The sequence below is a fragment of the Pseudomonas sp. MDT1-17 genome (assembly GCF_054898105.1).
In genome coordinates, this window is sequence record NZ_JBUBVM010000001.1 from 1,102,767 (window position 1) to 1,128,607 (window position 25,841).

Below are 25,841 nucleotides of genomic sequence, written 5' to 3' on the forward strand. Positions count from 1 at the left end.
TGGCCATTTTTAACTCCCCCAGTTAAAGATAAGGGAGTCGTTCGGGGTGGGAATGAGACCGTCCGAAAAAGCACTGAGGTCTTAATATGAATAAGCATGAATGATACGATTTCACATGCAGTACATCGGCGACGGTTGACTCTACCTTCTGCATGCGCGGTTAAATAATAAAATTATAAGCTCCATGCCTGGGCAATGAGGTAAGCCCGAATTGACGTCATCATGCTGGGCACAGAGCGGCCAATGCGCGGTGCGCAGGCTGCTCGTTGCAATCAACGGCAATGGCCAGGCTACGCAGCGCCGTTTCTTGATTGGGTTTTGGGACATGTGCGCCACTTCGTCACAATAGATCGTTTACCCCAGTTCAGTCTGGCGCTGGTTGGCGGGCTGTGCGCTGGGGTGATCACCGGCTGAAAACCGATCTGTCGAGCACATAGGCGCATCTGTTTGGCACTGGCCGAGCCTCGCTTCGTCATTGCACCTGCGTGAGGGCCAATTGATCGCCCAATCGCTTCTGTACGCTTTCCAGCATCAAGTTGAGGATGTTATCGGCGCTGCATCGGTCGGGCTCGCGGCCAGCCGATGGGCACGGCCTGGACGTTTGATCACACCGCTACCGTGTTGGCGGATGCCAGCTATACCGTGCAGGCCCGGGTGATTGATACGGCGGGCAACAGAAGCCCACTGGCCACTCAAACGGTCACCGTTGACACCTCGCTGCCGTCGGCGAGCATTATTCCTGCCTTCGGCTCGATCAGTCTGGACTTGGGGATCAGCGCCAGTGACTTCATCACCCGCGACCGAACCTTGTTGTTCAACGGCACGCTCACGGCGCCTTTGAGCAGCGATGAAACGCTGCAGTTCAGTATTGATGGCGGCACCACCTGGTCGGCCACGACCGTCAGCGGCACCAACTGGACCTATGACAACACCGGCTTGTCGCTGGCGAACAATACCTACCTCGCCCAACTGCGCGTGATCGATACCGCCGGCAACGTCGGGCAGAGCGCCCAGCGGACCGTGGAGATCTATAACGCGGTGCCCGCGGGCACGGCGTCGGTCACCGGCATCACGCTCGACAGCGGCACCAGTGCCACGGACTTCAGCACCAGCGACCAAACCCTGGTGTTCAGCTTGACGTTGGCCGGGGCCCTGGGCAGCAACGACTTTGTGCAGATCTCCCTGGATGCGGGCAGCACCTGGCACGACGCGACGCTGTCCAGCGGTAGCACCTATGTGTATGACCACACCGCCACTACCTTGGCACAAGGCCTGTATACCCTGCAGGCCCGGGTATTCGATGTGGCCGGCAACACCAGTGCGGTGGCGACACAAACGCTGCAGATTGATACCACGGCCCCCTCCACGGGTAACGCGGTGGCCATCACCACCTATACGGATCTGGTCAACCTGCAAACCGGCAACTTTGCTGACGGCACGCTCACCAATGACCCCGCCCCAAAACTGAACGGGACCGTCAGTGGGCTGAACGCAAGCGACGTCGTGCAGGTGTATGAAGGCACCACCTTACTCGGTCTTGCCACCGTCACGGGCGGGGCCTGGAGCTATCAACTGGCGGCGACCTCCGATGGCAGCCATACCTATCACGTGGTCATTGCCGATGCCGCGGGCAACCAAGGCACGGTCTCCAGCGATTTCAGCTTGATCGTGGACACCCAGGGGCCAAGCGCCAGTGCCACCATCAGCATCACCACGATCAATGCCGACAGTGGCGTGGGCAACGACTTTGTCACCAACGACAACACCCTGATCTTCAGCGGTGTGTTGGGGGTGTCTCTGGTGGCTGGGGAGTCGGTGCAGGTCAGCCTGGACGGCGGCAGCACCTGGTCGGGCGCCACCGTCACCGGCACGGCCTGGACGTTTGATCACACCGCTACCGTGTTGGCTGATGCCACCTATGCCGTGCAAGCGCGGGTGGTGGATAGCGCCGGCAACATCGGTCAAACCGCCAGCCAATCGGTGGTGGTCGATACGAGCGCGCCAAGCGCGAGCATTACAGTCAGCATCATCGGCATTTCGCTGGACACCGGTACCAGCGGTAGCGACTTCAACACGGCCGACAACACCCTGCTCTTTCTGGGCAATGTCGGGCTGCCATTGGGTACGGGCCAACACGTAGAGATCTCGTTGGACAATGGGCTCACCTGGCTGAACGCGACGAACACCGGCCTCACCGAATGGCAATACGATAACACCGCCAACATCATGCCCGACGGCGTGTATACCGTTTTGGCCAGGGTCGCCGATACCGCCGGCAACATCGGTCAGACAACCAGTCAAATGGTCTCCATTGACAGTACCGCGCCCGTTGGCAACTCGATCGAGATCCTGGCGGTTTCCCCTGACTCCGGCAGCCCTACCGACTTCATCACCAACAGTCCCAACCTGATCTTCAGCGGTATCATCACCTCACCGCTAGGGGCCGGGGGCAATGTAGAAATCAGCGTGGATAATGGCCTGACCTGGGCCAACGCCGTTGTCACGGGGACCACCTGGAGTTTTGACAACACCGCCAATACCCTGGCCGACGGCAGCTACAACCTGCAGGCACGGATCACTGACGTGTTCGGCAACGTTGAACAGACCGCCGTCGAAACCCTGCGCATCGACACCGTGGCGCCAAGCGCCAGCGCCACCGTGGCCATTACCACCATCAGTGTCGACACCGGCACGGCGGGCGACTTTGTCACCAGTGACAATACCCTCACCTTCAGCGGCACCCTGGGCGCCGCCCTGCAAAGCAATGAAGATGTCAGGATCAGTCTGGACGGCGGAGCAACCTGGCAGATCGCAACGGTCACTGGAACCACCTGGAGCTTTGACAACACCGCCACCGCCCTGGCTGACGGCAGCTACACGATTGAGGCCCAAGTCTTCGACACCGCAGGCAACCTCGGCCAGAGCGCCAGCACCGCCCTGACCATCGACACCGCCACCCCTATGGCAAGCGTGGCCATCAGCGGGATCACCACGGACACCGGCACCACCGGGGACTTTATCACCAGCGATCAAACACTGCTCATCACCACCACCCTGACCGGCACGCTCAACGCCGGTGAGAACGTGCAGATTTCTCTGGATAACGCAGCGAGCTGGAATAACGCCTCACTGGTCAGTGGCAGCACCTACGCCTATGACCACAGTGCCACCCCCTTGGCTGAAGGCAGCTACACCTTCCTCAGTCGGGTCATCGATGGGGCCGGCAATACCAGTGCCGTGGCCTCCCAGGCCGTGACAGTCGATATCACCGGACCCACCGTCGGCTACACCGTCAGCCTTGACACCTACACCGACAACGTCTTTGCACTGCTGGGCGACTTCGGCACAGGCACCAGCAGCAATGATACCACCCCCGTGCTGAACGGCACGGTCAGCGGCCTGGCCAGCGGCGATACGGTGCGGGTGTATGAAGGCGCGACCTTGCTGGGTGTCGCCACCGTCAGTGGCAACACCTGGAACTACCAACTGGGCACCACCGCCGAGGGGGCGCACACCTATCACGCGGTCATTAGCGATGTGGCCAACAACAACGGTCTTTCGTCCAGCAACTTTACCCTGACCGTCGACACCGTAGCCCCGAGCGCCAGCGAAACCATCACCATCGGCGCCATTAACGCCGACAGTGAGGTGAGCGGTGACTTCAACACCAACGACAACACACTGATCTTCAGCGGCGTATTGGGCACCACCCTGGCCGCAGGACACAGTGTGCAGTTCAGCCTGGACGGTGGCGCGACCTATAACGCCGCCACCGTCAGCGGCACCACCTGGAGTTATGACAACAGCGCCAACGCCCTGGCGGACAACACCTACAACCTCAAGGCGCGGGTCGTCGATGCCGCGGGCAACGCAGGCCAAACCGCCAACCAAACCCTGGTGGTCGACACCTCCGCCCCCGCCGCCGCGCAAACCATTGCCTTCACCTCCATTACCCTGGACTCGGGGACCAGCAGCACCGACTACATCACCAGTGACAAAAACCTGGTCTTCAACGGCGTGCTGGGGGCCGCGCTGCTGGCCGGGGAAAGCGTGCAAGTGCGGCTTAACGGCGCCAGCTGGTTCAACGCCTCCACCAGCGCCCTGACCTGGAGTCACGATCACACGGCAACCACCCTGGCCGATGGCGCCTACACCGTCGACGCTCGCGTGGTAGACATTGCCGGCAACGTCGGGCAGACCGCCACCCAACTGGTGACCGTCGACAGCACCGCCCCCACCGCCACCCTCACCATCGGCGCCGTCACCAGCGACACCGGCATCACCACGGACTTCAAGACCCAGGACACCACGCTGGTGTTCTCCGGCACCCTCAGCGCCACGCTGGGAGCCGGCGAAGAGGTACTGTTCAGCATGGATGGCGGCACCACCTACTTCAGCGCCACCGTGTCCGGCACCACCTGGAGCTACGACAACAGTGCCAACACCCTGAGCGATGGCATTTACAACCTCAGGGCGCGGGTCGTGGATGCCGCAGGCAACTTCGTCAACACCGCCAACCAAACGATGACCGTCGATACCACCCCACCGAGCGCATCGATTACCATCACCTCAATCACCACCGACTCGGCAATCGCCACCGACTTCATCACCACCGACACCACCCTGATCTTCTCCGGCACCTTGAGCAGCACACTGGCCACTGACGAACGGGTGGAGATTAGCCTGGATGGCGGAACATCCTGGTCGACGGCCACCGTGACCGGCACCAGCTGGAGCTACAACAACACCGCCAACGTCATGGCCAGCGGCGCCTACACCGTCGTCGCCCGAGTCATCGACATTGCCAACAACCTCGGCCTAAGCACCACCCAAGTGGTGCAGATCGATACCGTAGCCCCAACGGCGACGGCAACCATCAGCGCCATCACGACCGATAGCGGAACCAGCAGCACCGACTTCATCACCAACGATCAAACGCTCACCATCAGCGCCACGGTCACCGGGACCGTGGGCAGTGGGGAAACCGTCCAGATCAGCCTGGACAACGGATCGACCTGGAACACGGCAACACTGGTCAGTGGCTCGCTCTACAGCTTCAACAACACCGCCAACACCCTGGCCGCCGGCAGCTACAACTTCCGGGCCCGGGTCGTGGACACCGCCGGCAACATCGGCACCGTATCGGCCGCCACGGCGGTGACCATTGATCTGGTCGCCCCCGCGATGAGCGCCGTATCACTCACCGCCATCACCACCGACACCACCGCCGGGCTGGTCCTGGGCACAGGCAGCACGACCGACAGTGCGCTAAACACCGACCTCACCACGCGTGATCCGTTACTGACCGTCAATGGCAGCTATACCGGCAACGTACTGACAGGCGAGTTTCTCCAGATCAGCACCGACGGCGGCACGACGTGGACCAACGTCACCACCTTTAACAACACGGCCAAGACCTGGAGTTATACCGATCCGGTGGCCAGAACCAGCGCCACCACCTATCAACTGCGCGCCATCGACATCGCCGGTAACGTGGCAACGGGCACCGCCTCAACGGTGGTCACCGTGGACAGCACCGCGCCGCTGATCACCAGCCTGATTGCCCCGGTACTGACGAGCGCATTTGATACGGGCGTGGTGGGCGACAACATCACCACCACCACGACGGCCATCACGTTCAGCAGTGCGACCAGTGGGCTGGGCGAAGTGGGTTCCACCCTGGTGCTCATCAATGACATTGATAATGACGGGGTTTATTCGCAAGGCATCGACTCGATTTTGGCGACAACCACGGTGGCGGCGGGAGGGAGCTGGTCGTTGAGTACGGCGGGGCAGGCGGTGGGCAGTTATCACCTGGCCTTTATGGGGGTGGATGCGGCAGGGAACAGGAGTGGGTTGAGTGGGGGGACGCACTTGCGTGTGGTGGCCTCGGATTTGGCGACAGAAGCTACTATTGGTGTATTTTTTTCAACGTATCAGGGTCCTGTTAAAGTTAATCATAATGGACTTTGGCATATATACGCCACCCACAATCAGGTTGGTGTTATTAACACTTGGTCTCAGACGTCACTGTCTACAATGTTTCAAGCGGGTGATGGGTCCTACGGTTTAATGAATGTTCTGACAGCAGCAGATTTTCAGCGGACAGGCTATCAGGCCATAGTGTCCATTGGACTCAATCAATCCACAGGCACTGGGGAAGTTATTGTTGGGCTAACCTCCAATGATGTGAGCTATAGTAGAAATACACCATTAAGCGGCCCCGCATTTTCACGGACATACGGCGCGGTGGTGGCTTACGATAAAACGGGGGATGGCTATCTGGATTTCGCTTTTGGTGATAGGGCCAATACTTCGTTGACTTTCGTGTCCAACACTGCCGGGGCGCTTACTTGGATGAACGGCACCGCCTCAACAGGAACGGGCAGGCCGACGGGTACGGGAACGATAAATAATTACGCTGAAGCGTCAGCAGTTGATCTTAACAATAATGGCACAGTAGATATTGTAGAACACACCAACGGTAATGGTAATTTTGCACTGACCACCTTTTTTAATGATCAACTAAGTACAAATTCATTTGCACTGACTAACTTGGCGGGCGTCTTTGTAACGGCTATTGGCGGCAAGGAAGTTGCTATGACGTGGGCTGATTTTAATAATGACGGTTACATGGACTTGTATTTGAATATGGGAAGGAATGCCACCAATACGGCGGACAGCGATGCCAGTCGTATCTACTGGAATAATCAAAGCGGCGGCTTTGGCACGACGGCTGGAACTACAGGGGGAACTGCAACCTATTTTGCCGACACGTTGAGCGGTTCAGGCTCTTTGGCAATGGACTGGAATCACGATGGCAAAATGGATGTAATCGAAGTGCCTCGAATTGGTGTGAGTAGTAATATAGTTTGGTATGCCAATCAAGGCAGTGCCGTGTTTAGTACCGGTGCGAACATTTCAACATTGATAAGAAATGATTTTCAGGGTGTCTCACCTATCGATTTTAACTGGGACGGAGCACAAGATTTATTAGTGAATACAGCTGCGAATGTGTTGGCGCCTGTGTTATTCAACAATAAATTAGTTGCCGACGGGACAAGCTTACATTTGCAAATTTTCGACCAGCAGGGGCTAAATGTATTTTATGGAAATACCGTCCAACTTTATAACGCATTGGGGGTTTTAATCTCCTCCCAAGTGATCAACCCGCAAATGGGGTTAACCAGCGTTGATGCCTCTGCCTTGGTATACTTTTATGGCCTCAGCGCTACGGAAACCTACACCGCCGTCCTGCTGAAGAGCGTCAGCGGTGTTTCCACAGACGTTTCCGGTGTCGCAACACTGGGCGGCAACAGCATTGAGCAAGTCAATACCACCTGGACGGGCCTTACGACCGGCTTGGCCACTAGTAACTACGTACTGTCCGCGGAAGCTGGCGGTAACAACGCCAACGGCAATTTCATCGGCACAGGATACAATGACACCTTCTTCGCTACTGCAGGCACGGATACTTTCGTTGGCGGCGGCGGATGGTTAACCCATTACGGTACACCTGCCTGGCAAATCACTCGCGGCGAAGACATCGTGAACTTCACTCTTGCAGGCACGACCGGGGTGACCGTGAACCTCAACACTGCCACGGCTCAGGCCACCGGGTTTAACACCGTGACCCTGACCGGTATCGAAGGGATCATTGGCGGGGGCGGAAATGACGTCCTGACAGCCAACAGCACCGCTAGCGTGAACTCACTTCTCGACGGACGTGGCGGCAACGACACCTACACCATCACCGCTGGCGGTCATACGCTGCTGACCTTCACCAATGTGAATAACAGCGATGCTACCGGTGGCAACGGTACTGACACAGCAATCGGCTTCGGCCTGGGCAACATCAACAGTGTGGCCGCCGCCGATATGATTGATCTTAGCGCCTTGCTGACAGGCTACACCGGTACGGCCTACGTCTACACCGATGTCACCACCGCCAAACCGGTATTGGATAAAGCCTCAGAGGGGCTGATGAATTACCTGAGTGTCACCAACAACGGGACCAACACTTCGATCAGTGTCGACCGCGACGGTGCAGGTTCAACGTTCTCATCCTCCTTGGTGCTGACACTGAACGGGGTGGCCACGGACATGGAGACCTTGTTGATCAATCACCAGTTGATCGTATAAAGCGACGCTGTGAGAGGGGAGCGTTTTCATACGCCCCTCTCATGAAGCGGTCATTGATCTTGAAATTTGGGAAAGAGTGCGCGCAGAAGACCAATCAATACAGGGCGTGAAAGCGTCGGACGTTCGGTCCGTTTCCCAGCCTGCTGCTTGCTTGTAGCAGATTTATACGATTTCACTTTTAACCCGGCGTAGCCGTCTCCAAATGCGCCGGGTTATTTTTTTGTTAGATGACGATGAGGCACACTGCGAATTTTGCTCATGGTGTTATGAGCGGGTAGAGGCGTGGGCGCGAGGATTAAGTTGATGCACTGTCTTTCCTGGAGCGGCGTCGCCGCTGGAGCCCAGAGCAAAAACTGGCCTGGTTCGCGAGAGCCTTGAGCCAAGGCTAAACGTTTCGCTGGTGGCTCGGCGTAACGGCATCAATGCCAACCAGTTGTTCCTGTGGCGCAAGCTTTACCAGGAAGGCAGTTTGTCGACGGTCAGTCACTTGCTTAGCCGCGCGCAATAAAACATGCGCCAGGGCCAAACCCATCGCGCCAAGGCCGATGACTGCGACTTCGCTTTGCATGATTCGCTTCCTTTTAAGGGATCCATTGGCGGATCGACACACAATACCGGTACCAAGGTGCCTGCCAAACGCAGAATCCTTCACGACCTTAGCTATCTTGGTTAATTGGCGCTGGAGTTATCCTCTCGACGGGCTTGTGTCATCCAAACTGCTGCGGTGTCGATGATGTCCGTGGTCAGTTGCGTCAGCCCGTTGCTTTCCATCAAGCGCTGACAAGCACGCGCCAGCTCAATGCTGTCACGCCAGTAACCTTGACTGATTTGGATGAACCGCTTGGCGGTGGAGCGTTCGACTTTGCCAAATAGCGGCTGCAGAACATAGGCCTGCCCCTCTTCAATTCGGCGCATGCGTGTCAGGTGCAAGGTTTTTGCACCGATGCGTGAGGCCAGTTGCGCCAAATAGACCCCCGTCTGCGGCGTGCGAAACTGCCGATTCATGATATCTGTGCCCATCAGCAATAACGCCATGCCGGCCTCATCGGCCAGAAAACGCAAGCCTTCCAGTTGCGGCCACTTCAAATGGTTGGCCTCATCCACAATGACCAAACGGTTTTTAACCAGTGGTCGTGCACGCGCAATCAAACCGGCAGCCGTCCCCGTGGTCACCTCTAACCCAAGCGCGACACATAAGTCCAGCATCAAGGACTTGGTGGACATGCCTTGATAGGCACACACCCGCACCGCGTTCAGTCGATCAACCAAGTAATGGGCGATGGTGCTTTTGCCGGTGCCGGGTTTGCCATCGATTTTGCCAACTCTGTTGCTGTCAGCGCTCAACAGGGTTTGCGCCAGTGCGAATGCCTCTTGCACATCTTGTGTTTCGATTACCTTGCTCATTGGGCGCCGTCCAGATCCAACGCAGTTGTTTTGGTTTTTTCAATAGGTGAAGCGCCGCACGTGTCGATATCGACATCGGGGTCAGTGTCCGCAGGTAAAAGCGCCAAGGCTTCGAGCAGCGGGTTGGGCGTAGTGGACCATTGGCGGGTACTGCGCTGGCGACTGTGGGTGCTGAGTTGGTCTTCGTGCGATTGGCGGTCTTGCTGGTGTTGTTGCGCTTCGTAGTGTTTGACGGCGTGCAGCATGCTTTTGACCGTCGGGGTGAGCTCAATCAGGGCGCCGTGTGGCATCACCGGGGCCGGTGGCGCCAGTTCAGTGCGCCGTTGCATGGCCGCTTCCAGATTCAGGCACACCGTATCCGAGCGCAGATCATGAATATGGCGCTTCATCACCTTGGCGCGTTCGGCTTGGGTCTGCGCCCCCTCTCTGGCGAAAAATTCAAAACGTTTGGCTTCTCTGGCGGCACAGATCAGATGGTTGTTTGGGTCAAACACAAAGAGGTAAGCGTCATCCCATTTGGCGAAACGAATTCGCAGGCGTTCGCCGTTGTGGGCAATCAAGGCCTCGTCAAAGTAGGTTTTACCATTCCAGTTGACGTAACCGCCCCCTTGGATCAGCCGCGTGTCCTCACACGAAAACGCTACCCGCAGGGCCAGAGCATCCACCTGTGGTGCGCCGTTCCAGCCGTTAGCCATCGCGGCGCGCAGGGCATCGTTAGGGCTCTGTCCTTGCAAAGTACGGCTGCGCGGTTGAGCGCGAGCGTGGTAATACGCCAAGGCCCGATCAAACGAATCGTGAAAGGCTGCCCAGTCACCCGGATAGGGATGGGGCGCACGGCCCACGTTGTGCGTTTTTTGGCGCATTCGGTTGCCCCCAATCCAGCCTGGCAACATCGACAATACCTGCTGCTCCAGCAGACCAAAGAGGCCTTCAATGGGTTTGGCGGGGGCGTTGTACGGACGTGCGCGAACAACCGCGCTGGATGCTCGAAGCGGTTCGTTCAGTCGGGCGTCGAGTGTTACACCGGTCAGGCGACTGAGTTGGGCAAAGCCTTCCATCATGCCCTGCCAGCCGTATTCAGAACCGTTATCCAGATACAACTGACGGGGTAAACCCCAAGCGCTACACATGGCGGCAAAGGACTGGGCAATATGCACTTGCTTGACCCCTTCACCTTTTTCCAGTTGGATCAAGGTGACGTGGACACGCTGGGTGGCGACATCCATCCAGGCAATCGCCCGCGGCATAACCGCTGTACCGTCATCACGGGTCAACATGATATCAATCGGATGGACATCGCCGACGATGATGTCCATTGGCTTTAAGCCCTCACGGTGACGCTGTATCCGCGGCAGCATGGTGTCAAAGAACAACCGCGCATCTTTGTCGTGCATAGCCACCAACGCATAACGTCGGTAGCGCTCCACATAACTGCGGCTCAGTTGGCAGGCCGAGAAAGATACCTCGGACCAGCCCGCCGCCAAAGACAGGTCATACAAGATGGCGCTGCCCAATTCAGCCACCGTGCGATAACCCGGCGCTCCTGCCGCCCACAATGAACGAACTTGTTCAGCCAACTGCGTCGCCACCACGGCCTGGGCCTCAACCGCAAGCGGGCAGAGGCTGTCCCACTGGCGAGTGATGCCGACCATCGTGCGGCCGACGTCACGCCGGGGACGGCGCATGAGCGATACTAAGCCTTGGTCTTCATAGCTGGCGACCCAGGTATACAAGGTGTCGAGGCTTAGACTGGTACGCCGGCCATCGGGGCGCGTGTGGAAGGTATTGGCCAGCAGGCGCAACGCCTCACCGCGGGCATGGGAATGCTTGGGGTACATCAGGGCGGGCTGAATCAGGTTCCATTTCCACAGTGCCAGGTCACGGTGTTTGACTGCCTGACGATCTAGGGGGTGTGGCGCAGTGCTTAGAGAAAGAACATTAGAAAATGGCGTAGCGGGCGCCATCGGGGGAATGGATTGGTGAAACCATGCGCTGTACAGGTCTGCGGGTAAGCTGCTGGTTTGGACTTGATAGCAGCGTGATGAGCCGGTACTGCCCGCCAGCACGCGCACCTGCAAGGCCGAACCGCGCCAAGGTTGACCGAGCGCAGATTGGGATAAGGCTTGACGGGCTTGTGAAACTGAAAGATTTGCCAGCGAGGCAAACGCTGAAACGTCTAGCCACAGCGGTGACGTAGCCAAATCATGGGGAGGTGCGACCGATTGGGTGGACATGGGGAAACTCCTAGAAATCCAGTTTTCCGCAACCCCAACGCCAATTAGGGTGGACGGAACCGTGCAGGGTTGGCGTACCGGTCTAGGTCCGGCGCATCCGAAGATGCCCCCGCACGGCCCGTCCATAAACGACTTGCCATGATGCGGATACAAAAAAACCGCTTATGAGCGGCGGTTGTATCTGCCTAGATTCCGAGACGCCAATCCCAAGTCGCTGAATTTGCAGCGACAGCGCCACTTTAGCGCAGCATTTGGCACAGGGCAAGTTCGGCGGTCATGTGAAACAAAAGCGAGCGTCTCTTCACTGCGCTCAACTCAGCAGTTGGCCAATCCAGTCGGGATTGCAGTCGCATTCGAAGGGGTTACTTGTGAATCGATTCGGCTTTCATGTCCTCCCCCCCCCGTGCATCGCTTTAGCGGTGCTCGGGGGTGAAAGAATTAGCCGTCTTCTGAATTTTCATCCCGCTTAGTTCCGGATAGTTTCGGCCAGTCCCACTTAATGCCCGTCATTCGGATTTATATACCACCGGGATTCTGGGAATAAATAAAACCCACCTAAAACCCGGCTTCGGCCGGGTTTTTTTGTGTATACCAGACCACGAAATTTCCAAACACTGGAAATCAATTGTGGGAGCGAGCCTGCTCGCGAAGAGGCCATCACCTTCAACATCGATGTCGCCTGACAGTCCGCTTTCGCGAGCAGGCTCGCTCCCACATACAGCGAGCCTCGAAACGCCTCCACATTCAAGGATTGATTGTGAATTCCACCCGCAACGCCCAACTCATCATCACCGCTCGTCTGATCTCGGACTTCGGTGCCTTCCTCAACATGGTCGCCCTGGCCACCTACGTCTACCTGCTCAGCAACAGCGCCATGAGTGTCGGTATCTTCCTCGCCAGCCGTGTGGGTGGAGGGATTTTCGCCAGCCTGATCGGCACCGCTTTCTATCGCCGCTGGGGCGGGCGCACGCCGCTGATTGCCTTCGACCTGTTGCGCGCCGGGCTGCTGGGCCTGCTGCTGGTGTTGCCGGTCGCCCAGCACGTACTGCTTTTACCGTTAATTGCGTTCGGTCTGGGATTCGGTAACTCGATGTTCGCCATCGGCCTCAACAGCCAGTTGCCACACTTGATTGAAAACGAACACCTGCTCAAGACCAACGCCTGGATCACCTCGACGTCGTCGGCCGCAATGGTCGGTGGAAGTCTGGTGTCGGGGCTTTTAGTGGCGGCATTCGGCTTTGAAACGGTGTTTGCATTGAACGTCGTCACTTATCTGCTAGCCGCGTTGTTCATCTTGCCGCTGCGCTTTTCAAAACCAGGGCCCAACGCCAAGCCCTCCCACGAACGGGGTGAATGGTCGGCCCTGCTCCAGGGCCTGCGCAGTACACCGGTGGTGGCGGCGATGCTCGCGGTAACCATGGCCGACACCCTTGGCAGTGCCGCGCACAACGTGGGTTTTCCGATCATTTCCAAACTGCTGACGCCCGAGTCGGCCAGCACCACGCTGGGCCTGATGCTGGCGGTCTGGGCCAGCGGAAAACTCATCGGTGCGCGCATCGCCAGTCGGCTGAAAGGCTCGGACAACGTGAACCTGGAACGACGTTTTTTCTTGGGTGTGTTGCTGATGTCTTGTGGCTTCATCCTGATGTTTCAGCAGCAGACCCTTTACGGGCTGCTGCTGTTCTCGCTGCCGGCGGGCCTCGGTGACGGCTTCTCTGAAGTCGGCCTGATGTCGCGCCTGCAGCGTGAACCGGACAGCCTGCGCCTGCCGATCTTCAGCTTCCTGACCCTGTTGCAAATGACCGGGTTCGGCGTTGGCATGCTGATTGCCGCGCCGTTCTATTCGTGGTGGACGCCGGGTGCCGTGGTGCTGTTGTTCCACGGGATTCCCCTCAGCACTTTGTTGGTGGTGAAGCGGCTGGCAATCAGGGGCGAACGGGTTGGGCGCAACAGCCCGACTCCAGGTTCTTGAGAATCGGGCAGTCGGGACGGTGATCACCGTGGCAGTGTTCGACCAGGTCCTGCAGGGTGTCGCGCAGTTGGCCGAGTTCGAGGATTTTCTGGTCCAGCTCTTCGATGTGCTGACGGGCCAGGGCCTTCACATCGGCGCTGGCTCTTTGGCGGTCCTGCCAGAGGGTCAGCAGCTTGCCGACTTCTTCCAGTGAGAACCCCAGGTCCCGGGAACGCTTGATGAACGCCAGGGTATGCAGGTCGTCGTCGCCGTAGACCCGGTAACCGCTGTCGGTACGATGGGCGGCCTTGAGCAAGCCGATGGATTCGTAATAACGAATCATCTTCGCGCTCAAGCCGCTCTGGCGGGCCGCTTGGCCGATGTTCATTGAGTGTCCTCCAGATCCTTGGGTTTCCAGGTTTTCAACAGTAACGCATTGCTCACCACGCTGACGCTCGATAACGCCATGGCCGCGCCGGCCAGCACCGGGTTGAGAAAGCCGAACGCTGCCAGCGGAATACCGATCAGGTTATAGACGAAGGCCCAGAACAGGTTCTGACGAATCTTCGCGTAGGTCTTGCGACTGATCTCCAGCGCCGCCGGCACCAGCCGTGGGTCGCCGCGCATCAGGGTGATCCCGGCCGCGTGCATCGCAACGTCGGTGCCACCGCCCATGGCGATGCCGATGTCGGCGGCGGCCAAGGCGGGGGCGTCGTTGATGCCGTCGCCGACCATCGCGACCACGCCGGTTTTTTTAAGTGTGGCGACAGTGGCCGCTTTGTCGGCGGGTAGCACTTCGGCGTGGACATCCTTGATGCCCAGCGCCTCGGCAACCACGTTGGCACTGCCGCGATTGTCGCCGGTCAGCAGGTGGCTGCTGATGTTGCGTGCGCTGAGTTGTTGTACGGCGTGCAGCGCGCCGGGTTTGAGCGTGTCACCGAAAGCGAAGAGGCCCAGCACCCGAAGTTCGGGGCTTTGCTCGATCAGCCAGGACAGGGTTCGGCCTTCGGTTTCCCAAGCGGTGGCGGAGTCAGCCCATTCACCTGCGCTCAAGCCGCTCTCTTCCAGGAGACGACGATTACCCAGCGCCAATCGGCGACCGTCGAGCGTGCCCGCGATGCCACGGCCGGTCAGGGACTGGCTGCCAGTGACATCGGCCACCGTCAAACCGCGTTCGGCGCAAGCGTCCAGAACCGCCTTGGCCAACGGATGTTCACTGCCGCGTTGCAGGGCGCCGGCCATTTGCAGCAACGCCGCTTCGTCATTGTTGATTGCGCTCAAATGAGCGATGCGCGGAGTCCCCGACGTCAGCGTGCCAGTCTTGTCGAAGACCACTGCACTGACTTCATGCGCGCGCTCCAGCGCTTCGGCGTCCTTGATCAGAATCCCGTAGCGCGCCGCCACACCGGTGCCGGCCATGATGGCCGTTGGCGTGGCCAACCCCAGGGCGCATGGGCATGCGATTACCAATACCGCCACGGCATTGATCAGCGCCGTTTCCATCGGTGCGCCGTACAACCACCAACCGATCAAGGTGGCCAACGCAATCAGCAGAACCGTAGGGACAAACACCTGACTGACTTTATCCACCAGTTTCTGGATCGGCGCTTTTGCCGCCTGAGCGTCTTCGACCAAACGAATGATGCGCGCCAGCACGGTTTCCGCGCCCAAGGCCAGGGTGCGAACGAGCAATCGGCCTTCGCCATTGATCGCGCCGCCAGTGACCCTGTCGCCGGGTTGTTTGGGCACCGGCAGGCTTTCGCCGCTGATCAGCGCTTCGTCGGCGTGGCTCTGGCCTTCGACCACTTCGCCGTCCACCGGGAAGCGTTCACCGGGTTTGACCATCACCAGATCATTGAGGCGCAAGGCGCTGATGGCGACGTCCTGCTCGCGACCATCGACCACCTGAATCGCCCGTTCCGGGCGCAAGGCTTCGAGGGCGCGAATCGCACTGGCAGTCTGGCGTTTGGCGCGGCTTTCCAGGTACTTGCCCAACAGCACCAAGGCAATCACCACCGCCGAGGCTTCGAAATACAGGTGCGGCATGCGCCCGGCGGCGGTGGCCCACTCATAGAGACTCAAGCCATAACCGGCGCTGGTGCCCAACGCGACCAGCAAATCCATGTTGCCGGCACCGGCGCGCACAGCTTTCCAGGCGGCCACATAAAACCGTGCACCGAAGATGAATTGCACTGGCGTGGCCAACGCGAATTGCACCCAGGCCGGGAGCATCCAGTGCACGCCGAACGGTTGCAGCAACATCGGTAGCACCAACGGCGAGGCGAGGGCGATCGCCATGATCAAGGCCCAGCGTTCGCGGTGCAGGCGCTGTTGCTGATGGTCGGTTTGCGGGTGTTCAACTTCCCAGACACTGGCGCTGTAGCCAGCCTTGGTCACGGCAGCGATCAAGGTTTGCGCATCGATCTGACCGAGCAGCTCAAGGTGGGCGCGTTCGTTGGCCAGATTGACGCTGACGTTCTTGACTCCCGGCACCTTGGCCAGCGCCCGTTCGACCCGGCCGACGCAGGAGGCGCAGGTCATGCCGTCAATGCTCAATTCCAGGCTCTGCTGCGGCACGCTGTAACCGGCCTGCTGCACCGCATCCATCAACGCCGGCAGGCTGTCGCTGGGTGCTTGAACCCGAGCCTGTTCGGTGGCCAGGTTGACGCTGACGGCAGAGGCGCCGATGACTTTGCTCAAGGCGCGCTCGACACGCCCGGCGCAACTGGCGCAGGTCATGCCGGCAATCGGCAGATCGAAAGTGGTGAATTCGGACATCGGTCACGCTCCCTGTAGAAGATGCCTACAGGATCAACCTTGCCATGTGGGCAAGGTCAAGCGCCAATCAACAATTCACCACATTGGATTTGCGTCAGTAATCGAGGGCTGTGGGTTTCAGGTACATCCCTTCCTGCGTCATCGCAATCCGGAACTTCAGCACGTCACCGGCCTTGAGCGTGATGTTCTGCGAACCGGGAGCGAGCATGCCTGGGTTGCAACCCGGTGCCTGGCCCGGCAGCAGCTTCAGGCGCAGGGACACATTGCCCGGTGGCAGGTTGAACGAGGTGCTTTGTTCCTGGAATAACCGCGCCGACAACTGATCCTGGATATACACGCCAATCTCGCAGGAGGTCGAGACTTCCAGGCGCTCACGGGAAATGATCAGCACGCCGTAATCCTCCCCGGCTGCATTGACCGAAGGCGCAACGGCGAAAAGGCTGAGAAAGCCAAACAGGCTGAGAACTGACCAGCGCATGGCTGAATCTCCTGATGTCGAGTCATTGATGGACGCAGCTTGGCCGAGCGCGACGCCGATTGCCAGCCCGGCAGTTCACTTCAGAACTTGACCTTGCCATGGTGACAAGCTCGAGACTGCACGCAACCTCACTCAAGGAGTCATCCCATGCAAGTGTTCAACGTTCAAGGCATGTCTTGCGGTCACTGCGTCAAAGCCATCACTCAGGCGCTGCAAGCCAAGGATCCTGCGGCCAGCGTGCGTATCGATCTGGCTGCGAAAGAAGTCGGCGTCGAGAGTGCATTGACATCGGATCAAGTGATCGCGGTGATCAGTGAAGAAGGCTACGAGGCGAAAGTCGCCTGAAGCTTTTTAATAGTTAGCGACCTAACGGAATGTTCAAGGCGACCATGCGCGTCTAGACTGTGGGGCTGCCGACCCCTGTCCAACTGGATGCCTGATGAATTTCCGTTCCATATTGATTCTTGGCGCCTTGAGCGCTTTCGGTCCGCTGGCGATCGATTTCTATCTGCCGGCCTTCCCGGCGATGGCGCTCGCCTTCGGCACCGATGAAAAACACGTTCAGCTGACCCTGGCGGCGTATTTCCTGGGCTTGTCCATCGGTCAGCTGGCTTACGGCCCGGTGGCGGATCGCTTCGGGCGACGCATTCCCTTGCTGACCGGCGTCGGCCTGTTCACCGCAGCCTCTCTGGCGTGTGCCTATGCGCCGAATCTCGAATGGCTGATTGGCGCACGTTTCATTCAGGCGCTGGGTGGGTGCGCGGGGATGGTGATCGCCCGCGCGGTGGTCAGCGATAAATGCGATGCGGTGGGTTCGGCGAAGGTCTTTTCGCAGCTGATGCTGGTTATGGGCCTGGCGCCGATTCTTGCGCCAATGCTGGGCGGGCTGTTGGTCAACACCACGGGCTGGCAGTCGATCTTTCTCGTGTTGAGCGGTTTCAGTGCGCTGGCAGGGTTGGCCGTGGCGCTCGGGTTGCCGGAAAGTCTGCCGGCCCATGTGCCGCGTCAACCGTTGTCCGGCGCGTTGCGTCAGTACGGTCGACTGTTGTCGGATCCGTTGTTCCTTGGTCACGCCTTGACCGGTGGCATCGCCATCGCCGGGATGTTTGCCTACATCGCCGGTTCACCGTTCGTCTTCATCAAGCTGTATGGCGTACCGGCCGAGCATTTCGGCTGGCTGTTCGGTACCAATGCGGCGGGTTTCATTCTGGTAGCGCAGGTGAATGCGCGATTGCTGGCCAAGCGTGGCCCGGCGTTTCTGTTGGTGCGAACTGTGTGGGTCTACGTCGGCGCGGGCCTGGCGCTGCTGGCCGTCAGTTCGTTGCACACCGTGCAGCTATGGCCGTTGCTGATTCCGTTGTTTATCTGTATCGCCAGCCTTGGTTGCATCCTCCCCAACGCCTCGGCCTGCGCCATGAACGGACAGGGCGCTCGCGCCGGCAGTGCGTCGGCGATGCTCGGTTGCCTGCAATTCAGCGTCGCCGCCGGGGCAGCAGCGCTGGTGGGTGTGTTACACGATGGCAGCGCCATGCCGATGGCTATGGTCATCAGCCTGTGCGGAATTCTGGTGGTGAGCGTGGCGATGCTCACCCGACGTTTGCAAAATGCCCGGGCATTGGCGCAAGCCCAGGTCTGAGGAGGGCTCAGCCAGCAGCGCGCTGCTGGTCGGGAAACTGATGAGGAGCATGCAGGCGCGCTTCAAGGGTGCGGGTGAACGCGCGGGCTTCGGCTTCGCTACGGAACGTCACCGCGTGTTGGTCCAGGCGGACTTGCCACTGGGATTTAGCCACTTCTTTTATCAGGATCTTCATTGCTGACCTCCTTATGTAAAAGATTGCATTGCGGACGCCACGATTGTAGACCCGAATACGATCGCAATTATGACAACGGTCAACTCTCTGACTGACGGTGCCGTCCATTTCTGGACGACCCCTGTGTCACCGCGTCTTAGAACCCTTCAAGCACAATCTTGCCCTTGGACTTACCGCTTTCCAGCAGTTCATGGGCACGACGCAGGTTCGCCGCATTGATGCGCCCGAAGTGCTCGCCGACCGTGGTTTTCAGCGTCCCGGCGTCGATCAGCTGCGCAACGCGGTTGAGCAGTTTGTGCTGCTCGATCATGTCTGCAGTGTCGAACAGCGAGCGGGTGTACATGAACTCCCAGTGCAACGACAGGCTCTTGCGCTTGAGCTTGGTCACGTCCAACGCCTTCGGATCATCGATCAGTGCCAGTTTGCCTTGCGGCGCCAGCGCCTCGACCAATTGATCCAGGTGCTGATCGGTCTGGGTCAGGCTGGCAACGTGGGTGACCTGATCGAGGCCGGCGCGTTTGAGTTCTTCGCTCAAGGGCTGGCTGTGATCGATCACCAGGTCGGCACCCAGCTCACGAACCCAGCTCTGGGTCTGCGGGCGGGAAGCTGTGCCGATGACTTTCAGCCCGGTAAGCTGGCTGGCCAATTGCGTGAGGATCGACCCCACACCGCCGGCCGCACCGACGATCAGCAAACTCTGGCCTTCATCGGTTTTGCCTTCACGCACTTGCAGACGCTCGAAGAGCAATTCCCACGCGGTGATAGCGGTCAGCGGCAGCGCGGCGGCTTCGGCGAAACCGAGGGTTTTCGGCATATGGCCGACGATCCGCTCGTCTACCACGTGCAGTTCGCTGTTGCCGCCAGCGCGGGCGATGGAGCCGGCATAGAAGACTTTGTCGCCAGCCTTGAACAGCGTCACTTCACTGCCGACGGCCTTGACCACACCGGCCACGTCCCAGCCCAGCACTTTCGCCGCGCCACCTTCAGGCTGGACGTTCTGGCGGACCTTGGTGTCCACCGGGTTGACCGAGATGGCTTTGACTTCCACCAACAGGTCGCGCGGGCCGGCGACCGGTTCCGGCAGTTCGATGTCTTGCAGAGCGTTTGAGTCGCTGATTGGCAAGGAGGCGTAGTAGGCAATGGCTTTCATTGGGGCTCCTGAACAGTAATAGGGAAGGCTGTAATCAGACGATGGGACGCAGGCGCTTGAGGTCGAAGTGTTCGAGAAAGTCGCCGGCCTTGGCGCGGAAGTTCTGGATATGCGCGCTGGCGTCATGGGCTTGCAGGGCTTCGTCACTGCTCCAGTGTTCGATCATGTAGAAGGCGTGAGGGTTGGCGAGGTCCTGGTGCAAGTCGTATTGACCGCAACCAGCCTCGGCGCGGGTCGGTTCCAGCAGCGCACGCAGGTGCTGTTCGAGGGCGTCCTGCTGGCCGGCGTTGGCGATGAGGGTGGCGATAGCGGTAAAAGGCTGGGACATGTTCGGCTCCGGGAACGGGATGAATTCGATGGGACGGATGATTGGCTATTTCTCTACAAGATAAAACCCGCTAAAAGAGCAGTCTCTTTCAATATTTTTTTGATAATAGAGGCTAATAATGCTGCGTTTCGATGACTTGCAGTTATTTGTCCGGGCGGCGGACCTGGGCAGTCTGTCAGCGGCGGCGCGCGGGATGGACATGTCGGCCGCGGTGGCCAGTGCGGCGTTGAAGCGCATCGAACAGCAGCTCGGCGCCCGGTTGCTCGCCCGTTCTACCCGCAGCCTGCGGCTGACCGCTGAAGGCGAGGGATTTCTCGTATACGCTCGGGCGGCCTTGAGCAATCTCGATGAGGGGCGCCGTTTGCTGGCCAGCGGTCAGGACCAGGTCAGCGGGATTTTGCAGCTGTCGGCGCCTTCGGACTTTGGCCGTAATCTGCTGCTGCCATGGCTGGACGAGTTTCAGCGTGAGCATCCCAAACTCACCGTGCGTTTGCTGCTGGGCGATCGTATCGCCGACCTGTTCCGCCAACCGGTGGACATTGCCCTGCGTTACGGCGAGCCGGAAGACTCAAGCCTGGTGGCGCTGCCCATCGCCCCGCAGAACCGCCGCGTCCTCTGTGCCGCCCCGAGTTACCTGGCCCGCCATGGCGAGCCACGGCAACTGGAGCAGCTGGCTCAGCACAATTGCCTGCTGTTCATGCTCGGCAGCCGGGTCCACGATCATTGGAGTTTTCATGACGGCAAACGTGAGGTCAGCCTGACCGTCAGCGGTGATCGTTTCAGCGATGATGCCGATGTCGTGCGGCTGTGGGCCGTGGCGGGTGCCGGGATCGCCTATAAATCCTGGCTCGATGTCGCCGCCGATGTGCTGGCCGGTCGATTGAAAGTGCTCATGCCGGAACTGCTTTGTGAGCGCGCACCGCTGAATTTGCTGTGCGCCCATCGCGCACAATTGAGTAAGCCGGTGAACCTTTTGCGGGAAATGCTCGCCAGTCGATGCACCCGGTTAAGTAGTCAATTTCCGACGTTACCGGGCGCTGATCATTAGTCGCAGGCAAATAGCGAAATTTCACTCAGGAACTATCACCACCAATGGTTTCCCAAGGGCAGGAACCGGCGGTTAACCCGCCTATACTAGCGCTCGCCTCATGTACGCACCGTCGATCTCGCAATGGCGAGTCCACATCCGAGTCAGCCCGGCCCCATGGTCAATCGCCGCGGCTTTGCGAAACCTGCGAAGCAATGGCCTGTGCGATTGGCTGGCTTTGCCCGGGTTATGGCGGTTTCCACGCCTTGGCCGACGACACATTACTGGTCAAGATGTCTCTGAGCAGTAGACGAAACGATTCAACAGGGAGTGAATACATGGAACATGCACCTTGCATCAGTCAGATCGCCACGTTGCTGGCTGACCCAAAGCGCAGCGCAATGATGTGGGCCTTGATGGACGGCTCGGCGCGGCAAACCGAAGAGCTGGCCTTGTTGGCCAGCCTGTCACCGTCTTCGGCCAGTGCACATCTGGGGCGTTTGTCCGCCGGAGGTCTGTTGAAAGTTGAAATTCGCGGACGCAAGCGGTTCTACCGTCTTGCTGCGCCCGAAGTGGGGGCCGCGATAGAGGCACTGGCCAGCGCCACCCTGGCCAGCAAGCCACGGGAAATCCCGGACGTTTTCAAGCGCACGGCCCCCCTCGCCAAACCTCCGGTGGCGCCTTCGTCGTTATTGCGTGCCAGGCTTTGCGACGACCATCTGGGCGGCACCCTTGCCGCCGATCTTTATCAGCGTCTGCTGGATTCGGGCTGGATTGAACAGCTCGATCAGCGGGTCATGATCACTCACAAGGGCGCCACGCAATTGGCGACGCGTGGTGTGTTCATCCAGGCGCTGGCCCATCGCAACAGCAGAGTCGCTTGCGCTTGTCCGGACTGGAGCGAAAGACGCCCACACATGGGCGGATCACTGGGTGCGGCGTTGCTGCAATTGTTCATGCAGTCCGGTTGGTTGAGCCTGCCCAACGATTCGCGAGCCTTGCAGATCACCGCCGCGGGGCAGCGTGAAATCCATCGGTTCGCCAAGGAGACCGAGCTGGAAATGGCGCTCTAGAGCCTTTTGATGGACTAAACCGGTAGCCGTTGGCTGAACACCAGACCTGTGGGAGCGGGCTTGCCCGCGATAAGGCCATTAGCTTCAACATCACGTTGGCTGACAGACCGCCATCGCGGGCAAGCCCGCTCCCACAGGGTTTTGCGCTGATGCTTAAGGTTTGATCAACCGCGCATCCAGGCTGTTCTGCGCCAAACGCTTGGCCTGATCCTGGGTCATGCCCAAATCGGTGTACAACGCGTGGAAGTTCTCGGTGACATAACCGCCGAAGTACGCGGGGTCATCCGAGTTCACGGTCACTTTCACACCACGTTCCAGCATGTCGAGAATGTTGTGCTGTGACATGTGATCGAAGACGCAGAGTTTGGTGTTCGACAGCGGGCACACGGTCAACGGAATTTGCTCGTCGATGATCCGCTGCATCAATCGCTCGTCTTCGATGGCGCGCACGCCATGGTCGATGCGCTGGATTTTCAGCAGGTCGAGGGCTTCCCAGATGTACTCGGGCGGGCCTTCTTCACCGGCGTGGGCGACGGTCAGGAAGCCTTCGTGCCGAGCGCGATCGAACACGCGCAGGAACTTGCTCGGCGGATGACCCATTTCCGAGCTGTCCAGACCGACAGCGACAAACGCATCACGGAACGGCAGCGCCTGGTCGAGGGTTTTCTCGGCTTCTTCTTCGCTCAAATGGCGCAGGAAGCTCAGGATCAAACCGCTGGTGATGCCCAGTTGCTGCTCGCCATCTTTCAGTGCAGCGGCGATGCCATTGAGCACCACTTCGAATGGCACGCCACGGTCGGTGTGGGTCTGCGGGTCGAAAAACGGTTCGGTGTGAATCACGTTCTGCGCCTTGCAGCGCAACAGGTAGGCCCAGGTCAGGTCGTAGAAGTCCTGAGAGGTGCGCAACACGTCGGCACCCCGGTAATACAGGTCGAGAAACTCTTGCAGGTTGTTGAAGGCGTACGCCTTGCGCAGGGTTTCGACGTCGCTCCACGGCAGGGCGATCTTGTTGCGTTCGGCCAAGGCGAACAGCAGCTCAGGCTCCAGCGAACCCTCAAGGTGCAGGTGCAGTTCTGCTTTGGGCAGGGCGTTCAGCCAGTCGTACATAGTCTTTTCTCATCAGGTGCAGATGGCGTGCATTCTACAGATGCTCGTGGAAACAATTAGTAAAACCTGACCAGCCGGTTCATCACACCGCGTCCTGTTCCCGTCGATAGGCATAGGTGTCGGCGAAGCGCGAGAGCAGGAATTCAGCGCAGGTGGTGGCCGGATACTTTGCCGGGTGCCGTTCATCCTGACAGCCGGGCAGGCATTCGATGGCCGTGTCGGGGTGCGGCTCGGCAAAGAACGGCATCGAGTAACGGTCCGCGCCCAGCGGGCTGATCACCCGGTGCGGCGTCGACAGATAACGGTCGTTGCTCCAGCGCGCCATCATGTCGCCAAGGTTGACCACGAACGTGCCGTCGATGGGCGGCGCGTCGATCCACTCGCCTGTTACGTTTCGCACTTGCAGGCCGCCCGCAGCATCCTGATACAGCAGGGTGATGCAGCCGTAATCGGTGTGGGCGCCGGCGCCTTGTTGCTCTTCGCAGCTGGCGGTGTGGCGCGGTGGGTAATGAATCATCCGCAGCACACTGACCGGCTCAACGAAGCGGGTGTCGAAAAAGTCGCGCTCGATTCCCAGCGCCAGGGTCATCGCCCGTAACAGGGTTTGTGCCAAGGCCTGCATGTCGACGTAGTGCTGTTCCATCAGCGATTCCCAGCCGGGCATCGACGGATGACGGTTGGGGCCGCGCAACGGTTTTGCCGCCAGTACCTCTGGGTGATCGGCCGGCAGGTGCAGACCCATGTCGAAGGTTTCTTTCAGGTCGCTGGGTTTGCTCGGATCGAGTTGTTCAGTGGCGATGGCGCCGTAACCGCGGTGGTGGCGGGTCTGGGTGATGTCGATCTTGAGTTTTTCGGCGGCAGGCAGCGCAAAGAAACGTTGGGCGCTGTCGAGCACGGCGTCGATGCGCGACTGGCTGATAGGGTGGCCCTTGATATAGAAAAAGCCCCACTCGCGGCAGGCGCGGTCGATTTGCGTGGCGATGGATTGCCAGGCGGTTTGATCGTCGCTGTAGAGCGGGGCGATGTTGATGATGGGAAGGCTGTTCATGCGCAGTCCTTAAAAACGCTGAAAATCCAATGTGGGAGCGAGCCTGCTCGCGAATGCGGTGTGTCATACAACATTGATGTCTACTGACACGACGCCTTCACGCGAGCAGGCTCGCTCCCACAGGTACTGTGTGTTGGTGTGAAGGATTACTTCGGAATGTCGGCCTTCATGCCTTCGACGTAGTAGTTCATCGATGCCAGCTGCGCGTTGCTGGCCGTCGTGCCCGCCGCAATTTTCTCTGTGCCTGCCTGATCCTTGATCGGCCCGGTGAACGGGTGGAATGCGCCGCTCTTGATGTCAGCAATGATCTGCTCGGCTTCGGTCTTCACCGCCGCCGGTACCAGATCGCTGATCGGCAACTCAACCGTGCCTTCCTTCAAACCACCCCAGTAATCCTGCGACTTCCACGTGTGGTCGAGCACGCTTTGGGTCGCCTGAATGTAGTGCGGGCCCCAGTCGTTGACGATGGACGTCAGCACCGCTTTCGGCCCGAAGTGCGCCATGTCCGAAGCGTAGCCCACGGCATACACACCGCGACGCTCGGCGGCCTGGATCTTTGCCGGACTGTCGGTGTGCTGGAACACCACGTCCACGCCCTGATCGATCAACGCGTTGGCGGCATCAGCCTCTTTGCCCGGATCGAACCAGGAGTTGACCCACATCACCTTGATCTCGGTGCCCGGGTTGTACTTGTTCAGAGCCAGTTGAATGGCGTTGATGTCGCGGATCACTTCCGGGATCGGGAAGGAGGCGACGTAACCGATCTTCCTGGTCCTGGTCATCTTCGCTGCGAGGAAACCGCCGACGTAGCGACCTTCATACGTGCGCGCCAGGTAGGTGCCGAGGTTCTTGTCCTGCTTGTAGCCGGTGGCGTGTTCGAAGGTCACCTTGGGAAATTGTTTGGCGACTTTCAGGGTCGGGTTCATGTAGCCGAAGGATGTGGTGAAGATCAGGTCGTAGTTGTCCTTGGCCATGTTGCGGATCACCCGCTCGGCGTCGGCACCTTCGGCGACGTTCTCCACATAGTTAGTGGTGATCCGGTCGCCGAATTTTTCGGCCAGCGCCTTGCGCCCCTGTTCATGCTGATACGTCCAGCCGTGATCGCCGATCGGGCCGATATAGACGAAGCCGACTTTCAGCGGGTCGGCGGCACTGGCGGTCAGGCTGGCGCTCAGACCGATGGCAGCGACGACGGCGCACAGAAGCTTCTTCAACGGACGTTTGTGCATGAATTCCAACTCCATTTTGTTTTGAGGTTGGCAAGGTCAATGCAAATTGCTGACCAACAGGACAATAAAAAAACCGAAACC

Annotated in this window: 17 protein-coding genes and 1 pseudogene; 7 read left to right on the plus strand and 11 right to left on the minus strand. The window is 59.2% G+C overall.

Annotated features, from left to right (window positions below; translation table 11 throughout):
• The first annotated feature begins 582 nt into the window (after positions 1-582).
• Positions 583-8,142, plus strand: a complete 7,560-nt coding sequence (locus ACYZTX_RS04755; protein ID WP_462033169.1) for a beta strand repeat-containing protein — start codon at positions 583-585, stop codon at positions 8,140-8,142.
• Positions 8,143-8,450: 308 nt separating this feature from the next.
• A pseudogene (locus ACYZTX_RS04760) lies at positions 8,451-8,623 on the plus strand (transposase); the annotation flags it as partial.
• Positions 8,624-8,811: 188 nt separating this feature from the next.
• Here the strand turns inward: ACYZTX_RS04760 and ACYZTX_RS04765 are convergent.
• Entirely contained in the window at positions 8,812-9,546 is a 735-nt protein-coding gene (locus ACYZTX_RS04765) for an AAA family ATPase (protein ID WP_462033170.1), read from the minus strand.
• Positions 9,543-11,384, minus strand: coding sequence for a Mu transposase C-terminal domain-containing protein (locus ACYZTX_RS04770; protein WP_462033171.1), 1,842 nt, complete (start codon positions 11,382-11,384; stop codon positions 9,543-9,545). The genes ACYZTX_RS04765 and ACYZTX_RS04770 overlap by 4 nt, the downstream gene beginning before the upstream one ends.
• Positions 11,385-12,537: 1,153 nt before the next feature.
• Here ACYZTX_RS04770 and ACYZTX_RS04775 point away from each other — a divergent pair.
• The gene (locus tag ACYZTX_RS04775; RefSeq protein WP_462033172.1) at positions 12,538-13,752 is read left to right on the plus strand and encodes an MFS transporter; all 1,215 of its coding nucleotides are present in this window, start codon (positions 12,538-12,540) and stop codon (positions 13,750-13,752) included.
• On the opposite strand, the gene cueR is transcribed toward ACYZTX_RS04775, so the two are convergent.
• The 3 genes from cueR to ACYZTX_RS04790 form a co-directional block, all read right to left on the minus strand.
• Complete coding sequence (gene cueR / locus ACYZTX_RS04780; protein WP_462033173.1) at positions 13,706-14,119, minus strand: Cu(I)-responsive transcriptional regulator; 414 nt, start codon at positions 14,117-14,119, stop codon at positions 13,706-13,708. The two genes, ACYZTX_RS04775 and cueR, sit on opposite strands and share 47 nt — an antisense overlap.
• Entirely contained in the window at positions 14,116-16,509 is a 2,394-nt protein-coding gene (locus ACYZTX_RS04785) for a heavy metal translocating P-type ATPase (RefSeq protein WP_462033174.1), read from the minus strand. The genes cueR and ACYZTX_RS04785 overlap by 4 nt, the downstream gene beginning before the upstream one ends.
• A gap of 94 nt (positions 16,510-16,603) precedes the next feature.
• On the minus strand, positions 16,604-16,987 hold the full coding sequence (locus ACYZTX_RS04790) for a hypothetical protein (RefSeq protein WP_462033175.1): 384 nt from the start codon (positions 16,985-16,987) through the stop codon (positions 16,604-16,606).
• Between the two features lie 147 nt (positions 16,988-17,134).
• Here ACYZTX_RS04790 and ACYZTX_RS04795 point away from each other — a divergent pair, with 147 nt between their 5' ends.
• Positions 17,135-17,332, plus strand: a complete 198-nt coding sequence (locus ACYZTX_RS04795) for a heavy-metal-associated domain-containing protein (RefSeq protein ID WP_462033176.1) — start codon at positions 17,135-17,137, stop codon at positions 17,330-17,332.
• A 94-nt stretch (positions 17,333-17,426) separates the two neighbouring features.
• A complete protein-coding gene (locus ACYZTX_RS04800; RefSeq protein ID WP_462033177.1) occupies positions 17,427-18,623 on the plus strand; it encodes a multidrug effflux MFS transporter in 1,197 nt (398 codons plus the stop codon).
• Between the two features lie 7 nt (positions 18,624-18,630).
• On the opposite strand, the gene ACYZTX_RS04805 is transcribed toward ACYZTX_RS04800, so the two are convergent.
• The 3 genes from ACYZTX_RS04805 to ACYZTX_RS04815 all read right to left on the minus strand — a co-directional run bounded on the left by ACYZTX_RS04805 (position 18,631) and on the right by ACYZTX_RS04815 (position 20,276).
• Positions 18,631-18,798, minus strand: coding sequence for a hypothetical protein (locus tag ACYZTX_RS04805; RefSeq protein WP_462033178.1), 168 nt, complete (start codon positions 18,796-18,798; stop codon positions 18,631-18,633).
• Between the two features lie 136 nt (positions 18,799-18,934).
• On the minus strand, positions 18,935-19,948 hold the full coding sequence (locus ACYZTX_RS04810; protein WP_462033179.1) for a zinc-binding alcohol dehydrogenase family protein: 1,014 nt from the start codon (positions 19,946-19,948) through the stop codon (positions 18,935-18,937).
• A gap of 34 nt (positions 19,949-19,982) precedes the next feature.
• Complete coding sequence (locus ACYZTX_RS04815) at positions 19,983-20,276, minus strand: putative quinol monooxygenase (RefSeq protein WP_462033180.1); 294 nt, start codon at positions 20,274-20,276, stop codon at positions 19,983-19,985.
• A gap of 118 nt (positions 20,277-20,394) precedes the next feature.
• On the opposite strand from ACYZTX_RS04815, the gene ACYZTX_RS04820 reads away from it, so the two are divergent.
• Both ACYZTX_RS04820 and ACYZTX_RS04825 read left to right on the plus strand, forming a co-directional pair.
• Positions 20,395-21,324, plus strand: a complete 930-nt coding sequence (locus tag ACYZTX_RS04820; RefSeq protein WP_462033181.1) for a LysR family transcriptional regulator — start codon at positions 20,395-20,397, stop codon at positions 21,322-21,324.
• A gap of 317 nt (positions 21,325-21,641) precedes the next feature.
• On the plus strand, positions 21,642-22,376 hold the full coding sequence (locus ACYZTX_RS04825; RefSeq protein WP_462033182.1) for an ArsR/SmtB family transcription factor: 735 nt from the start codon (positions 21,642-21,644) through the stop codon (positions 22,374-22,376).
• A 153-nt stretch (positions 22,377-22,529) separates the two neighbouring features.
• On the opposite strand, the gene ACYZTX_RS04830 is transcribed toward ACYZTX_RS04825, so the two are convergent.
• The 3 genes from ACYZTX_RS04830 to ACYZTX_RS04840 all read right to left on the minus strand — a co-directional run bounded on the left by ACYZTX_RS04830 (position 22,530) and on the right by ACYZTX_RS04840 (position 25,760).
• Positions 22,530-23,483, minus strand: coding sequence for an adenosine deaminase (locus tag ACYZTX_RS04830; RefSeq protein ID WP_462033183.1), 954 nt, complete (start codon positions 23,481-23,483; stop codon positions 22,530-22,532).
• An 82-nt stretch (positions 23,484-23,565) separates the two neighbouring features.
• Positions 23,566-24,531 (minus strand): 2-oxoglutarate and iron-dependent oxygenase domain-containing protein, encoded by a 966-nt coding sequence (locus ACYZTX_RS04835; protein ID WP_462033184.1) that lies wholly within the window; start codon positions 24,529-24,531, stop codon positions 23,566-23,568.
• A gap of 146 nt (positions 24,532-24,677) precedes the next feature.
• The gene (locus ACYZTX_RS04840; RefSeq protein ID WP_462033185.1) at positions 24,678-25,760 is read right to left on the minus strand and encodes a BMP family ABC transporter substrate-binding protein; all 1,083 of its coding nucleotides are present in this window, start codon (positions 25,758-25,760) and stop codon (positions 24,678-24,680) included.
• Positions 25,761-25,841 lie beyond the last annotated feature (81 nt).

Excerpts from the sequence above, each read along its gene's own strand:
- ACYZTX_RS04770 (WP_462033171.1), bottom strand. The coding sequence starts at position 11,384 with ATGTACCCCAAGCATTCCCATGCCCGCGGTGAGGCGTTGCGCCTGCTG.
- ACYZTX_RS04830 (WP_462033183.1), bottom strand. The coding sequence starts at position 23,483 with ATGTACGACTGGCTGAACGCCCTGCCCAAAGCAGAACTGCACCTGCAC.
- ACYZTX_RS04795 (WP_462033176.1), top strand. The coding sequence starts at position 17,135 with ATGCAAGTGTTCAACGTTCAAGGCATGTCTTGCGGTCACTGCGTCAAA.
- ACYZTX_RS04810 (WP_462033179.1), bottom strand. The coding sequence starts at position 19,948 with ATGAAAGCCATTGCCTACTACGCCTCCTTGCCAATCAGCGACTCAAAC.
- ACYZTX_RS04840 (WP_462033185.1), bottom strand. The coding sequence starts at position 25,760 with ATGCACAAACGTCCGTTGAAGAAGCTTCTGTGCGCCGTCGTCGCTGCC.
- ACYZTX_RS04835 (WP_462033184.1), bottom strand. The coding sequence starts at position 24,531 with ATGAACAGCCTTCCCATCATCAACATCGCCCCGCTCTACAGCGACGAT.
- cueR (WP_462033173.1), bottom strand. The coding sequence starts at position 14,119 with ATGAACATCGGCCAAGCGGCCCGCCAGAGCGGCTTGAGCGCGAAGATG.
- ACYZTX_RS04800 (WP_462033177.1), top strand. The coding sequence starts at position 17,427 with ATGAATTTCCGTTCCATATTGATTCTTGGCGCCTTGAGCGCTTTCGGT.
- ACYZTX_RS04805 (WP_462033178.1), bottom strand. The coding sequence starts at position 18,798 with ATGAAGATCCTGATAAAAGAAGTGGCTAAATCCCAGTGGCAAGTCCGC.
- ACYZTX_RS04820 (WP_462033181.1), top strand. The coding sequence starts at position 20,395 with ATGCTGCGTTTCGATGACTTGCAGTTATTTGTCCGGGCGGCGGACCTG.
- ACYZTX_RS04765 (WP_462033170.1), bottom strand. The coding sequence starts at position 9,546 with ATGAGCAAGGTAATCGAAACACAAGATGTGCAAGAGGCATTCGCACTG.
- ACYZTX_RS04755 (WP_462033169.1), top strand. The coding sequence starts at position 583 with ATGGGCACGGCCTGGACGTTTGATCACACCGCTACCGTGTTGGCGGAT.
- ACYZTX_RS04825 (WP_462033182.1), top strand. The coding sequence starts at position 21,642 with ATGGAACATGCACCTTGCATCAGTCAGATCGCCACGTTGCTGGCTGAC.
- ACYZTX_RS04790 (WP_462033175.1), bottom strand. The coding sequence starts at position 16,987 with ATGCGCTGGTCAGTTCTCAGCCTGTTTGGCTTTCTCAGCCTTTTCGCC.
- ACYZTX_RS04785 (WP_462033174.1), bottom strand. The coding sequence starts at position 16,509 with ATGTCCGAATTCACCACTTTCGATCTGCCGATTGCCGGCATGACCTGC.
- ACYZTX_RS04815 (WP_462033180.1), bottom strand. The coding sequence starts at position 20,276 with ATGTCCCAGCCTTTTACCGCTATCGCCACCCTCATCGCCAACGCCGGC.